This window comes from Micromonospora sp. RL09-050-HVF-A (assembly GCF_019374995.1).
GTDB lineage: Bacteria > Actinomycetota > Actinomycetes > Mycobacteriales > Micromonosporaceae > Micromonospora > Micromonospora antibiotica.
On record NZ_JAGKQP010000002.1, the window covers coordinates 5,819,649 to 5,832,264 of the forward strand.

A 12,616-nucleotide genomic window follows, 5' to 3' on the forward strand; every position below is an offset into this window, starting at 1 on the left:
GGCCGGGACCCGGCTAGTCACCGGTCACCGCCGCGATCGCCGCGCGCAGCTCAGCCGGCACGTCCACGGTCAGGTGCCGGCCGTCGCGCACCACCTGCCGCCCGTCGACCACCACCTGGTCGACGTCGGCGGCGGTGGCCGCGAAGAACACCCCCACCGGCGGCACCCCGGCGGTACGCGGGCTGTCCAGCCGTACGGTCACCAGGTCGGCGCGTTCCCCGACGGCGATCCGGCCGGCGTCGGCCCAGCCCAGCGCGGCGTGCCCGGTGACGGTGGCCGCGTCGCGCAGCGCGGCGGCGGTGAAGTGCCCGCGTCGCCGGGTACGCAGCCGCTCGTCCAGCTCCACCGCGCGGGCCTCCTCGAACAGGTCGACCACGGCGTGACTGTCGCTGCCCAGGCTCAGCGGGATGCCGGCGTCGGCCATCAGCCGGGCCGGCCCGATCCCGTCGGCCAGGTCCCGTTCCGTGGTGGGGCACAGACACACCCCGGTCCGGTGCTCGGCCAGCAGGGCCAGGTCGGCACCGGTCGGGTGGGTGGCGTGCACGGCGGTGACGTCCGGACCGAGCACCCCGCGGTCGGCGAGCAGCCCGGTCGGGGTACGCCCGTGTGCCGTCCGGCAGGCGTCGTTCTCGGCGGGCTGCTCCGACAGGTGCACGTGCAGCGGGGCACCCTGCCGGTACGCCCACCCGGCGACGCTGGCGAGCTGGTCCGCCGGCACCGCGCGTACCGAGTGGATCGCCGCCCCGCGCAGCGCGTGCGCCCCGGCTGGCCGGAACCCGTCGACCCGTTCCGCCCAGCGCAGCGCGTCCCCGTCACCGAAGCGCCGCTGCACCCCGACCAACGGCTCCCCGGCCACCGAGGCGGTCAGGTAACAGGCGTCCAGCAGGGTGATCCGGATACCGGCCTGCGCCGCCGCCTCGACAAGCGCCGCACCCATCGCGTTCGGGTCGTCGTACGGCCGGCTGTCGGGGCCGTGGTGCAGGTAGTGGAACTCGCCGACGCAGGTCACCCCGGCCAGCGCCATCTCCGCGTACGCGGCCCGGGCCAGCGCCAGGTAGGAGTCGGGATCGAGCCGGCCGGCGACGGCGTACATCTGCTCCCGCCAGCTCCAGAAGTCACCCCGCCCGCCGTGGGTACGCCCGCGCAACGCCCGGTGGAAGGCGTGCGAGTGGGCGTTGGCCAGGCCGGGCAGGGTGAGCCCGGGCAGCCGTACCGCCTCGGCGAGCACCTCGACCCCGGTCTGCGGCGACGTGCCCCGGGCCAGCGGCGTGACGGCGGTGAACCGGCCGTCCTCGGCCTCGATCAGTACGTCCGGGGTCGGTGCGGCATGATCGGGCAGCCACGCCTGCTCGGCCAGCCAACGGGTCAGTGGCATGCCAGCTCCTCCAGCACCCGGGCCAGCGCGACCACCCCGGCCGCACAGTCGTCGTCGGTGGCCGACTCGGCGGGGGAGTGCGACACCCCGGTCGGGTTGCGCACGAACAGCATCGCGGTGGGCAGGTGCGCGGCGAGCACCCCGGCGTCGTGGCCGGCCCCGGTGGGCAGCACCGGCGCGGCCAGCAGCCCCGCCAGCCGGTCGGCCAGCCCGCCGTCGAAGGTGACCAGCGGGGTGGCCGACTCCCGGGTCACGGTCAGCTCGGTGCCGTCGCGGCGGGCCCGCTCGGCGGCCTTGGCCCGGACCGCTTCGACCAGGTCGTGCAGGGTGTCCGGTTCGGCCGCGCGCGCGTCCAGCCAGCCGGTCACCGTCGACGCGATCGCGTTGGTGGCGTTGGGTTCCACCGAAATCCGGCCCACGGTGGCGTGCGCGCCGCGCAGCCGGGCCTCCTTGTTCGCCGCGAGCACGGTGAACGCGAAGGTGAGCATCGGGTCGCGGCGGTCGGCCATCCGGGTCGTACCGGCGTGGTTGCCCTCGCCGCGCAGCTCGAAGCGCCACCGGCCGTGCGGCCAGATGGCGCTCGCCACCGCGACCGGCGCGTCGGCGTCGACAAGCGCCCGCCCCTGCTCGACGTGCAGTTCCACGAACGCGGCGAACCGGCCGAGCAGCGCCGGGTCGGCCCCCGCCGGCCGGTGGCCCAGCGCCTCGGCGAAGCTCACCCCGGCCGCGTCGCGCAGCCCGGCCGCGCGGTCGGCGTCGATTTCGCCGGTGAGCAGCCTCGACCCCAGGCACGGTACGCCGAACCGGGCCCCCTCCTCCTCGACGAACGCGGCCACCACCACCGGCCGGACCGGGGTGACGCCTGCGGCCCGTAGCTCGTCCACGGCGAGGAACGCGCTGACGATGCCGAGCGGCCCGTCGTACGCCCCGCCGTGCGGCACCGAGTCGAAGTGGCTGCCGGTCAGCACCGCCCCACCGGTGTTCGGCCCGTCGGTGTTCGGCCCGTCGGTGGGCGGGTCGCCCCACCAGGCGAACAGGTTGCCGTTGCCGTCCCCGCTGACCGGCATGCCCCGCAGGTCGGCCTGCTCCCGGAACCACTCCCGCAGCCGCAGCTCCGGCGGGGTCAGCGCGTACCGCAGATAGCCGCCGCTGTCGGCGTCCCGGCCGACCGGCGCGATCTCGTCCCACAACTCCCGGAACCGCCCGGCAAGGCCGCTCACGCGGTTTCCCCTTCGTTCGCGACTGCGGGGCTCCGCTGCGCTGCGCTCCTCGCGCTCATCGGTGCTCGGCCATGGGAATGCGGACGTTGTCGCGCTCGGCGACGTCGCGGGCGGTGTCGTAGCCGGCGTCGACGTGTCGGATGACGCCCATCGCCGGGTCGTTGCTGAGCACCCGTTCGATCTTCTGCCCGGCCAGCGCGGTGCCGTCGGCGACGCAGACCTGACCGGCGTGGATGGATCGGCCGATGCCCACTCCGCCGCCGTGGTGGATGGACACCCAGGACGCCCCGCTGGCGGTGTTGACCAGCGCGTTGAGCAGCGGCCAGTCGGCGATCGCGTCGGACCCGTCGGCCATCGCCTCGGTCTCCCGGTAGGGGCTGGCGACGCTGCCGCAGTCCAGGTGGTCCCGGCCGATCACGACCGGTGCGGACAGCTCACCGGAGGCGACCATGTCGTTGAACCGCACCCCGGCGACGTCCCGCTCGCCGTAGCCCAGCCAGCAGATCCGGGCCGGCAGTCCCTGGAAGGCGACCCGGTCGGCGGCCATCCGCATCCACCGGGCCAGCGACTCGTTCTCCGGGAACAGGTCGAGCACGGCCCGGTCGGTGGCGGCGATGTCGGCCGGGTCACCGGAGAGCGCCGCCCAGCGGAACGGCCCCTTACCCTCGCAGAACAGCGGCCGGATGTACGCCGGCACGAAGCCGGGGAAGTCGAACGCCCGCGCGTACCCTCCCAACTGCGCCTCGCCCCGGATCGAGTTGCCGTAGTCGAAGACCTCCGCGCCCGCGTCGAGGAAACCGACCATCGCCTCGACGTGCTTCGCCATCGACGCCCGCGCCCGGTCGGTGAACTCGGCCGGCTTGGCCGCCGCGTAGTCCCGCGCGTCGGCCAACTCCACCCCCTCCGGCAGGTACGACAGCGGGTCGTGCGCGCTGGTCTGGTCGGTGACCACGTCGACGGCCACGCCCCGGCGCAGCAGCTCGGGGAAGACGGTGGCGGCGTTGCCGACCACACCGACGCTCAACGCCCGCCGGTCCCGCTTCGCGGCCAGCACCCGGGCGACGGCGTCGTCGAGCGAGTCGGCCACCTCGTCGAGGTAGCGGTCGTGCACCCGCCGGTCGAGCCGGGTGCGGTCCACGTCCACGATCAGGCAGACGCCGTCGTTCATGGTGACCGCGAGGGGTTGCGCCCCGCCCATCCCGCCGCAGCCGGCGGTGAGGGTCAGCGTCCCGGCGAGGCTGCCGCCGAAGCACTTCGCGGCGACGGCGGCGAACGTCTCGTAGGTGCCCTGGAGGATGCCCTGGGTGCCGATGTAGATCCACGAACCGGCGGTCATCTGCCCGTACATGGTCAGGCCGAGGGATTCCAGCCGGCGGAATTCGGGCCAGGTGGCCCAGTCGCCGACCAGGTTGGAGTTGGCCAGCAGCACCCGGGGGGCCCACTCGTGGGTCCGCATGACCCCGACCGGGCGGCCCGACTGCACCAGCATCGTCTCGTCGTCGCGCAGCCCGGTGAGGGTGCGCACCAGCGCGTGGTACGACGGCCAGTCCCGGGCCGCCTTCCCGGTGCCGCCGTAGACCACCAGGTCGTCGGGGCGTTCGGCCACCTCCGGGTCGAGGTTGTTCATCAGCATCCGCAGGGCGGCCTCCTGCGGCCACCCCTGCGCGGTACGGGTGGTGCCACGGGCGGCACGGACGGGCTGGTGCATGGCGTACTCCTCTCAGCCGAGGAACAACTGACGACGGGCGGCGGACGACTCGAACGCCTCCAGGCGGCGCTGGGTCTGGATCGGGGCGGCGTCACAGATCGCCTGGAGCACCACCATGGCCAGGGTCATCGGGGCGGTGTGCAGGTCGAAGACGAGGTCGGTGCCGACGGCGGCGGGGAGCACCAGCTCGGCGTACTCGGTGGCGGGGCTGACCGGGGAGTCGGTGATCGCGACGACGGTGAGGCCGGCGTCGCGGGCGGCGCGCAGCGCGTCGAGGGTCTCCCGGGGGTAGCGGGGCAGCACGAAGGCGAGCAGCGCGTCAGCCCCGGCCGAGGCGGCCTGTTCGAGCCGGTCGGTGAGCAGGCTGCCTCCGTCGTCGAGGACCCGGACGTCGGGCAGCACCTTGGCGGCGAAGTACGCGAAGTAGGCGGCCAGCGGCGCGGCGGCCCGTAGGCCGAGCACCGGCAGGGGGCGGCTCGCCGCGAGCAGCCGACCGGCGGTGGCGATCCTGTCCCGGTCGGCCAGCTCGCCGGCCAGCCGGTCCAGGTTGGCCATCTCGGCGCGTACCGCGAGTTGCAGTTCGTTGCCGTCGTCGGGGCGACCGTCGGGCCCGGCGGCGGTCAGCTCGCGCAGCCGGCGGCGCAGCGCCGGGTAGCCGTCGTGGCCCAGCGCCACGGCGAACCGGGTCACCGACGGCTGGCTGACCCCGGCAAGCTCCGCCACCTCGGCCGCCGACAGGTAGGCCACGGTGGCGGCGTGCTGCACGAGGCAGTGCGCGATGCGCCGTTGGGTGGGGGTGAGCCGGACCCCGTGGAACAGGTCGAGCAGCCGGTCCGGCGGCGCGGCGACGGCTCCGTCATTCATGCCGCGACTCTATGCATGAAATATTTCAGGAGCAACCACCGCCCGCCCCCGCCCGACGCCGCCCGGACAGGCGATCGTCGTCCGGGCCGCCGGGACGCGGGTGCCTGCCGTCGGGGCCGGTGGTCGCCGTCCGCCTCAGCGGGCGGCGCGGACGATCTCGGCGGTGGCGTCCCGGCGGACCGCGTCGTAGAACGCCTCGGACTTCTGCTCGTCGGCGAAGACCACGCTCTCGGTGCCCACCCGGCCGGTGCCCCGCGACGGGCTGGTGACGAAGGTGAGGTTGCCGCCGCGCAGGCCGCGCAGCTCGGTCGCCAGGTCCAGCAGCGACATCTCCCGGTCGACGGAGACCGACGACGAGGCGGCCCGGACGAAGTCGTTGAGCTTCCCCGGACTGGTCAGGATGCCGCCGGTGGCCGCCTTGTCGAGGATCGCCCGGATCACCTGCTGCTGGTGCCGGATCCGGGCGAAGTCGCCGTCCGGGAACTGCTTGCGCTGCCGGGAGTAGTCCAGCGCTGTCGCCCCGTCCATCGTCTGCCGCCCGGCGGGGAAGGTGCGCAGCGGCGGGTGGATCGAGGTGAACCGGTGGTCGACGGTGATGTCGACCCCGCCCAGCGCGTCGATGATCTCCTGGAAGCCGGCGAAGTCGACCACCGCCACGTGGTCGACGTGCACCCGGGTGAACTCCTCGACGGTCTGCACCATCAGCGGAATCCCACCCCAGGCGTACGCCGCGTTGATCTTCGCGGTCCGGCCGCCGTGTCGGCCGTCCGCCGACCGGGGTACGCGGACCCAGGTGTCCCGGGGGATCGAGACGAGCTGGGCGCTCTTCCGGTCCTTCGGCAGGTGGGCCAGGATGATCGTGTCGGTGCGGGACCCCTCGGTCCGTTCCGGGTCCCGGGAGTCGCTGCCCAGGACCATGATGTTCATGGCGTCCCGGGCCACCACCGGCGGTCGGTTCTGCGTCGGCACCCCGGTGAAGGCGTCCACCCGCTCGACGTCCTTGTCGACCGAGCGCAGATAGAGCGCGCCCGCGCCGACGCCACCCGCCCCCAGCAGGGCCAGGGCCAGCAGCACGATCAGTGCGATCCGCCAGCCCCGTCGGCGCTTCGGCGGCGACCCCGGGGCGTCGTCGGACCGGGTCGGAGCGGGTTCCGAAACGTTCTCACCTGCTGGCACGGCCGCATGTTACTGAGCCGCCACCCAGTACGGCAGCCCACGTTCGCCCGACGGCCCGAGGCCCGAAAAGCCGCCGTACGCTGGACGTTCAGCCGCCCGTCACCTGCGGCTGGTAGAAACCGCGCCGTGGATGCGACGAGACTGCGCCGGGCCATCGCCCGCACCCCGCTGGCACCGGTGGCCGCCTTCCCCGGGCGGCTCGCCAGGGTCGCCAGGTACGACGCGAAGGTGCTGCGCACCTCGGCCCGCTGGCTGGCCACCTCCCGGGAGCACCACAACTACACCTACGAACTGACCCGGCTCAGCCGGGAGCACCTGACCTGGTTCGTCAGCGTGGTCTGCGACGTCCCGGTGGCCCGGGTCCGGGGCCACCTCGCCGAGATCACCGGCGACGCGACGCTGCGCCGGCACATCGAACAGGCCACCGCCCGGTCCGCCCGACGCGGCCTGGCCGACCGCCGGGTCCGCTACGCGCGCCGGATCGGCTGGTACGCGATCGTCCGGGCCACCCGGCCCACCCACGTCGTCGAGACCGGCACCGACAAGGGGTTGGGTAGCTGCGTCCTCGCCGCCGCCCTGCTGCGCAACGCCGCCGAGGGGCACCCCGGCCGGCTCACCTCGCTGGACGTCAACCCGGAGGCCGGCTACCTGGCCCGCAGCGCACCCTGGGCCGACGTGATCGACCTGGTGGTCGGCGACTCGGTCACCGCGATCGCCGCCCTGGAGCGGCCGGTCGACCTGTTCCTGCACGACAGCGACCACAGCCACGACCACGAACGCCGCGAGTTCGACGCCGTCGAGCCGAAGCTGGCCCCCGGCGCGATCCTGCTCACCGACAACGTCACCACCACCGGGGTGCTCGCCGAACACGCCGCACGCACCGGCCGCCGGTTCCTCGCCTACCGCGAGACCCCGCTCGACCACTGGTACCCCGGCGACGGCATCGGTGTCGCCTGGTGAGCGGCCCGCCCCGCGGAGCCGGGGCGACCGGCGTGGACCCGGGTGGGGCGGGCCGCCGTGCCCGACCGGTGCCGGACGGCCGAGCCGTACTCCGCCGGCCGGGGTGTTGCCCCCGGTACGGTGCCGGATCGATGATTGCCGAATCGCCACCATCGACGGAGGAGTCGGCATGCAGGTTCTCCACCACCCCCGCGTGGCCTGGGACATGGCCCGCCTGATCGTCGCGAGCGTCCCCGACGACGAACTCTTCGACTGGCTGCGCGCCGAACTCGGTGAACTGCTCGGCCCCGACCACGCCGGCTCCCTCCAGGACACCCGGCGGCGGCTGCTGCCATGGGCCCGGACCACGCCCGAGGCCGCCGCCGTCGAAGCCGGCCGCTGGCGGGTCCGCCTGGAGGACCTGCTGCGTACCCGGCCGGAGACCGCCGAACCGCTGCAGTCGCTCACCGTGATCGCGTCGGGCCTCCACCGTAACCGGATCGGCTGACCGGCTTAGCTTTCGCTTAGCCCGCTTGTCCCCGGGTCGTCGCCTGCGGCAGCATCGGTCGGCGTGACCGATGGCAGCGTGTCCCAGCAACCCGACCCCGGGCCGGGCGGTCGCGCCCCCGCCGCGCGTCCCGGGCCGGGGCGTCGCCGCGCCCAGGGTGGCGGACGCCGCCGCTGGCTGGCCGCCGGTGGCGTCGCCGCGCTCGCCACCGTGCTCGGGCTGAGCCTCGCGCTGCGCTCCGGAGCCGCCCCCGCCTGCGCCGCCCCGCCGGTCGCGCTGGCCGGTGCCGGGCCGGTGGCCGCCGGGCGGCTGGCACTGGCGGCCCCACCCACCGGTAGTACGGTCCACAAGGGGAAAGCCACCTTCTACGACTCGAAGGGGGCCGGCGGGAACTGCTCCTACCCGTCCGCCCCGGCCGACCGGATGTACGTGGCCCTCGGCCCCACCGAGTACAGCTCCGGCGCGGCCTGCGGCGGGTACCTCGACGTCACCGGCCCGCGGGGCACCGTCCGGGTCCTGATCATGGACCAGTGCCCGGAGTGCGCCCCCGGGCACGTCGACCTCTCCCGCGAGGCGTTCGCCCGGATCGCCGACCCGGTGCAGGGCATCGTCAACGTCAGCTACCGCGCGGCCGTCGACCCGCCACTGTCCGGCCCGCTGACCTTCCGGATCAAGGAGGGCGCGTCGCAGTACTGGTTCGCGGTGCTGGTCGCCGAGCACGGCAACCCGCTGCGCGCCGTCGAGGTACGCCAGGGCTCCGGCGCCTGGCGTACCGCCGCCCGGCAGGACTACAACTACTGGCAGATCGACTCGGGTGCCGGTCCCGGCCCGTACGCCGTCCGGGTCACCGACGTGTACGGCCACCGCGTCACCGCCAGCGGCGTCACCATGTCCCCCGGCCGGGTCCAGCGCAGCACCGTGAAGATGTACGGCGGCAGCGCCCCCGCCGCGCGGAAGAACCCGACCAGCCGGCCGTCCTCCCCGAGCCCCGCCGCCAGCCCGACCCGGGCCACCGCCAGCCCGTCGGCGGTCGCCTCCGCCAGTTCACCAGGTGCACCGCAGGTCAGCGACCCGCCCGCGCTCGCCGTGTCGAAGGCGGAGCCGGGCGCGGGCCGGCCGGTCGACTGCACGTCCCGGGGCTGACTCCCGCCGGTCCTCCACCGCCGCTGCCCGCCTCGGCTCGGCGGGACCAGCCGCGCGTCGCCCGGTCGCCGGAGCGGCCCGTCCGTCGGGAGCGGGGCCGGCCGGACGCCGCCGGGTCGACCCGGCGGCGGTCGAGCGCGGTCCGTCGGACGGTCAGTCCGGGGTGTCCAGGTCCCGCCACATGAGGATCTCGTCCCGGTCGTCGTCGGCTGCCACCCGCAGCGCGCCCGGCAGCCGGCCCACCTCGCGGTAACCGAGCCGGTCGTAGAACCTCTCCAGGCCCAGCCCGCCGCGCACCGTCACGTGCAGCGCCCGCCAACCCAGCTCGGGCGCGCGCCGGGCGGCCTCCCGCATCAGGGCCTGCCCGTGGCCGCGCCCCTGGGTGGCCGGGTGCACCATCACCCGCTTGAGGATGCCCCAGTGCGCCTTCAAGCCGAACCGGTTGTCGGCGAGGAACAACACCGCGACCGGTCGGTCACTCTCGTAGCCGACCAGCATCCGGTCCGGACCGTCGGTGACGGCGGCGAAGGTCGCCTCGGCGACGGGGCGTACGTCGGCGGTGGTGACCGGGGCGACGAAGCCGACCGCACCGCCGGCGTTGGTGACCTCGACCCACAGGTCGACGATCTGCTCGCGCAGGGCGGGGGTGAGATCGGGGTCGAGGACGAAACGCAGGCTCACCCTGTCGATCCTGCTGCGCCGACGCGTCGTGCGCCCGCGATCGTGACCCTCCCGACAGGGTCGTGTGGTGCGGGAGGGGGGACTTGAACCCCCACGTCCTTTCGGACAATAGGACCTAAACCTACCGCGTCTGCCATTCCGCCACTCCCGCTCGCGTCAGAGTTTAGAGCGTCGCGCGGAAACGGTGGAGAGCCCGGCCCGGCGCAGGATGTTCGATACCGTCCCGTGACTGACGACGTAGGTGTCGCCGGTCGCCTCGCGGATGAACGCGGCGAGTTTCCGTGGTCCCAGATCGGGACGGGCCAGTGCGTACCGGAGGACGGTTTCCTGGTGCGGCGAGCCGCTGCGCGGTCGGAGCGGGGCGGCGGCGGTGCCGGTGGTGGCGAGCCGGTGGCGGAGCCGGGTGACGTGGTTGCGGTGGCAGCCGATCCGCCGGGCCGCCTCGCTCGGCCCGATGACACCCGCCTCGACCTGTCGGATCACCTCCGCGACCCGCTCCGCGTCGACAGGTGCCGGCGCTGGTGGACGGTACGCGGCCGGCGGCGGGACGGCGACGTCGGGCACCGCACCGGACTGGCGGGCTCCGCCGCCGGACCGGTGACGCCCGGCGTAGGTCGGGGTCTGGCTGTGACAGTTCGGGCAGAGCAGCCGTAGGTTCGGCGGCCGGTTGTCGAGGAAGTCGCCGCTGAGGTGGTCGACGTGCAGGGTCAGCGGCCGCCCCTGCCAGACGGGGTTGGTGCCGCACCCCTCGCACTCGTCGGGAACGCCGATGTCACGCAGCGCAGCCTTCAGGCGGGCGCCCGGCACCCGTCGGGAACCCGCCGGCAGTGGCCGCAACACCTGGACCGACGGGGTACGCCGCCCGGACGGTCGGCCACCCCCGCCCGGACGGCGGGTGAAGTGCGAGGTGTCGATGCCCAGCCGCTTGAGCTGACGACTGATGTGCGCGTGTGAACCACCGCTGAACCGGACCCCGAGAACGCGCAGGACGTCGGCGATGCTGCGGGACTGCGCCGCCGCCTGGGCGAGCATCTCCGGCGTGTACCTGTATCGGGTCATGCGCGCACAGTAGCGACGAGGTGTGACGCGTTCAGTCGAGGCCGAGGTCGCGGCGCAGCTTGGCGACGTGGCCGGTCGCCTTGACGTTGTAGAACGCGTGCTCGATCTTTCCGTCCGGGTCGATGACGAAGGTGGACCGGATCACCCCGGTCACCGTACGGCCGTAGGACTGCTTCTCGCCGAAGGCGCCGTACGCGGTGAGCACCGCCTTGTCGACGTCGGCGACCAGCGGGAAGGTGATGGCGTCGCGCTCGCGGAACTTCGCCAGCTTGGCGGGCTGGTCGGGGGAGATGCCGACCACCTCGTAACCGGCGGCCTGGAGCGAGGCGAGCGAGTCACGGAAGTCACAGGCCTGTTTGGTGCAGCCGGGGGTCATCGCGGCCGGGTAGGCGTACAGGATGACCCGGCGACCGCGCAGCGCGGCCAGGGCGAGCGTCTCCCCGGTGTCGGTGGGGAGGGTGAAGTCGGGGGCGGGGTCGCCGGGGGCGAGCCGGTCGGGCGCGGTCATGGCGACGACCCTACCGTCGGGGGGTGACGTGCCGGCTGATCCCCGCCGGGGCGCCCGGGACGTGGTGGCGGTCCCCTGGGCCGTTCGGGCCGGCTGGTGCTCCGGGCCGGCCGGTGCACCCGGCGGGCGTGCGGAAGCCGGTTCTTCGGGACGACCCGCATGGTCCGGTGTTCCACCCGCGTGGGCGGGGCCCGGGCGGCCGGGCGATGGCCCGGTGGTGAACGACGCAGTGCCTTGTTGCCGCATCTTGGCAACAACAGCCAGCGGGAAATAGGCTGGGCACGCCGGCCGACTGGAGGTCATGTGGAAACCCTGGCGATGCACATCTCGAACGGGATCATCAACGGTCCCGTCGCGGGCGTCTTCGCGGCCGTCGCGCTGGCCGCCCTGACCTTCTGCGTGCTGCGCGGCCGACGTGACCTGGACGACCGGCTCGCGCCGATGGCCGGCCTGGTCGCCGCGTTCATCTTCGCCGTGCAGATGCTCAACTTCCCGATCTTCACGGCCGGGGTCTCCGGTCACCTGCTCGGCGGCGCGCTCGCCGCCCTGCTGGTCGGCCCCTGGGTCGGCGCGCTCTGCGTGTCGGTGGTGCTGATCGTGCAGGCCCTGGTCTTCGGCGACGGCGGCGTCGCGATGCTCGGCCTGAACATCACCAACATGGCGCTGCTCGGCACCGCGGCGGCGTACCTGCTGATCGCCGGCCTGCTGCGGGTGCTGCCCCGCACCCCCACCGGCCTGGCGGTGACCGCCTTCGTCTCGGCGTTGGTCAGCGTGGTCGTCGCCTCCCAGGGGTTCGTCGTGCAGTACTGGCTCGGCGGCACCACCGACCTGGGCGGCAACCTGACCGGCCTGGCCGGCACGATGGCCGGGGTCCACCTGCTGATCGGCATCGGCGAGGGGCTGATCACCGCGACCACGGTCGCCACCGTGGCCAAGGTCCGACCCGATCTGGTGTACGCGTTGCGCGCGCTGAAGCCGGCGACCGTGCCGGCCCCTGTCCCGGCTGTCGGAGGTGCCCGGTGAGGAAGCGTTCCTGGGGTTTCGTGGCGGTCGGCCTGCTGGTCGCCCTGGTGTTGGCCGGGGTGGTCAGCAACTATGCCTCGTCGCACCCCGACGGTCTGGACTCGTCGCTGCTCAAGGGCTGCACGGTGAACGCCGACGACGAGATCACCGGCGGTTCCTGCCCGGCCCGGCAGGCGAAGGACCATGAGCTGGCCGACAGCCCGCTGGCCGACTACGGCATCCGGGGCGTGGACAACGGCTTCCTCTCCACGGGCCTGTCCGGGGTGGTCGGGGTGCTGCTCACCTTCGCCGTCGGTGGTGGCCTGTTCTGGCTGCTGCGTGGTCGCCGCCCGGCCGGCGGTGACGGTCAGCCGGCCGGCACCGACGGCGGCGCGCGTGACGACCGGCAGCCCGCCGGCACCGCCGGCTGACC

Annotated in this window: 13 protein-coding genes and 1 tRNA gene; 5 read left to right on the top strand and 9 right to left on the bottom strand. The window is 74.1% G+C overall.

All coding sequences use genetic code 11. The features are described 5' to 3' along the window. Positions 1 to 13 precede the first annotated feature (13 nt). The 5 genes from J7462_RS25915 to J7462_RS25935 all read right to left on the bottom strand — a co-directional run bounded on the left by J7462_RS25915 (position 14) and on the right by J7462_RS25935 (position 6,247). Positions 14 to 1,369 (bottom strand): formimidoylglutamate deiminase, encoded by a 1,356-nt coding sequence (locus J7462_RS25915; RefSeq protein WP_219470720.1) that lies wholly within the window; start codon positions 1,367 to 1,369, stop codon positions 14 to 16. Beyond that, complete coding sequence (locus J7462_RS25920) at positions 1,366 to 2,595, bottom strand: allantoate amidohydrolase (RefSeq protein WP_219467717.1); 1,230 nt, start codon at positions 2,593 to 2,595, stop codon at positions 1,366 to 1,368. Before J7462_RS25920 ends, J7462_RS25915 begins: the two co-directional genes overlap by 4 nt. Before the next feature lie 55 nt (positions 2,596 to 2,650). Continuing rightward, complete coding sequence (gene hutU, locus J7462_RS25925; protein WP_219467720.1) at positions 2,651 to 4,303, bottom strand: urocanate hydratase; 1,653 nt, start codon at positions 4,301 to 4,303, stop codon at positions 2,651 to 2,653. A gap of 12 nt (positions 4,304 to 4,315) precedes the next feature. After that, positions 4,316 to 5,167, bottom strand: a complete 852-nt coding sequence (locus J7462_RS25930; protein WP_208567425.1) for a MurR/RpiR family transcriptional regulator — start codon at positions 5,165 to 5,167, stop codon at positions 4,316 to 4,318. 135 nt (positions 5,168 to 5,302) lie between these two features. Beyond that, a complete protein-coding gene (locus tag J7462_RS25935) occupies positions 5,303 to 6,247 on the bottom strand; it encodes an LCP family protein (RefSeq protein ID WP_219470722.1) in 945 nt (314 codons plus the stop codon). 222 nt (positions 6,248 to 6,469) lie between these two features. Here J7462_RS25935 and J7462_RS25940 point away from each other — a divergent pair, with 222 nt between their 5' ends. The 3 genes from J7462_RS25940 (at position 6,470) to J7462_RS25950 (ending at position 8,933) form a co-directional block, all read left to right on the top strand. Beyond that, complete coding sequence (locus tag J7462_RS25940; RefSeq protein ID WP_219467722.1) at positions 6,470 to 7,303, top strand: O-methyltransferase; 834 nt, start codon at positions 6,470 to 6,472, stop codon at positions 7,301 to 7,303. A gap of 169 nt (positions 7,304 to 7,472) precedes the next feature. Further along, positions 7,473 to 7,790 carry a hypothetical protein gene (locus J7462_RS25945; protein ID WP_219467725.1) on the top strand — a complete coding sequence of 106 codons (318 nt, stop codon included), beginning with the start codon at positions 7,473 to 7,475 and terminating at the stop codon, positions 7,788 to 7,790. A 63-nt stretch (positions 7,791 to 7,853) separates the two neighbouring features. Then, entirely contained in the window at positions 7,854 to 8,933 is a 1,080-nt protein-coding gene (locus J7462_RS25950; RefSeq protein ID WP_308291035.1) for an expansin EXLX1 family cellulose-binding protein, read from the top strand. Positions 8,934 to 9,086: 153 nt separating this feature from the next. On the opposite strand, the gene J7462_RS25955 is transcribed toward J7462_RS25950, so the two are convergent. From J7462_RS25955 to bcp, 4 genes are all read right to left on the bottom strand, one after another. Further along, positions 9,087 to 9,614 carry a GNAT family N-acetyltransferase gene (locus J7462_RS25955; protein WP_219467728.1) on the bottom strand — a complete coding sequence of 176 codons (528 nt, stop codon included), beginning with the start codon at positions 9,612 to 9,614 and terminating at the stop codon, positions 9,087 to 9,089. Between the two features lie 65 nt (positions 9,615 to 9,679). Next, positions 9,680 to 9,765: transfer RNA gene (locus J7462_RS25960), tRNA-Leu, on the bottom strand. Between the two features lie 5 nt (positions 9,766 to 9,770). After that, the gene (locus tag J7462_RS25965; protein ID WP_219467729.1) at positions 9,771 to 10,673 is read right to left on the bottom strand and encodes a helix-turn-helix domain-containing protein; all 903 of its coding nucleotides are present in this window, start codon (positions 10,671 to 10,673) and stop codon (positions 9,771 to 9,773) included. Positions 10,674 to 10,704: 31 nt separating this feature from the next. After that, on the bottom strand, positions 10,705 to 11,181 hold the full coding sequence (gene bcp / locus J7462_RS25970) for a thioredoxin-dependent thiol peroxidase (protein WP_219467731.1): 477 nt from the start codon (positions 11,179 to 11,181) through the stop codon (positions 10,705 to 10,707). Between the two features lie 303 nt (positions 11,182 to 11,484). Between bcp and J7462_RS25975 the strand changes: the two genes are divergently transcribed. After that, a complete protein-coding gene (locus J7462_RS25975) occupies positions 11,485 to 12,204 on the top strand; it encodes an energy-coupling factor ABC transporter permease (protein WP_219467734.1) in 720 nt (239 codons plus the stop codon). Further along, complete coding sequence (locus J7462_RS25980) at positions 12,201 to 12,614, top strand: PDGLE domain-containing protein (RefSeq protein WP_208567418.1); 414 nt, start codon at positions 12,201 to 12,203, stop codon at positions 12,612 to 12,614. Before J7462_RS25975 ends, J7462_RS25980 begins: the two co-directional genes overlap by 4 nt. Positions 12,615 to 12,616 lie beyond the last annotated feature (2 nt).

Bases quoted from the DNA above. Each gene is read 5' to 3' on its own strand.
- J7462_RS25965 (WP_219467729.1), bottom strand. From the start codon at position 10,673: ATGACCCGATACAGGTACACGCCGGAGATGCTCGCCCAGGCGGCGGCG.
- J7462_RS25930 (WP_208567425.1), bottom strand. From the start codon at position 5,167: ATGAATGACGGAGCCGTCGCCGCGCCGCCGGACCGGCTGCTCGACCTG.
- hutU (WP_219467720.1), bottom strand. From the start codon at position 4,303: ATGCACCAGCCCGTCCGTGCCGCCCGTGGCACCACCCGTACCGCGCAG.
- J7462_RS25945 (WP_219467725.1), top strand. From the start codon at position 7,473: ATGCAGGTTCTCCACCACCCCCGCGTGGCCTGGGACATGGCCCGCCTG.
- bcp (WP_219467731.1), bottom strand. From the start codon at position 11,181: ATGACCGCGCCCGACCGGCTCGCCCCCGGCGACCCCGCCCCCGACTTC.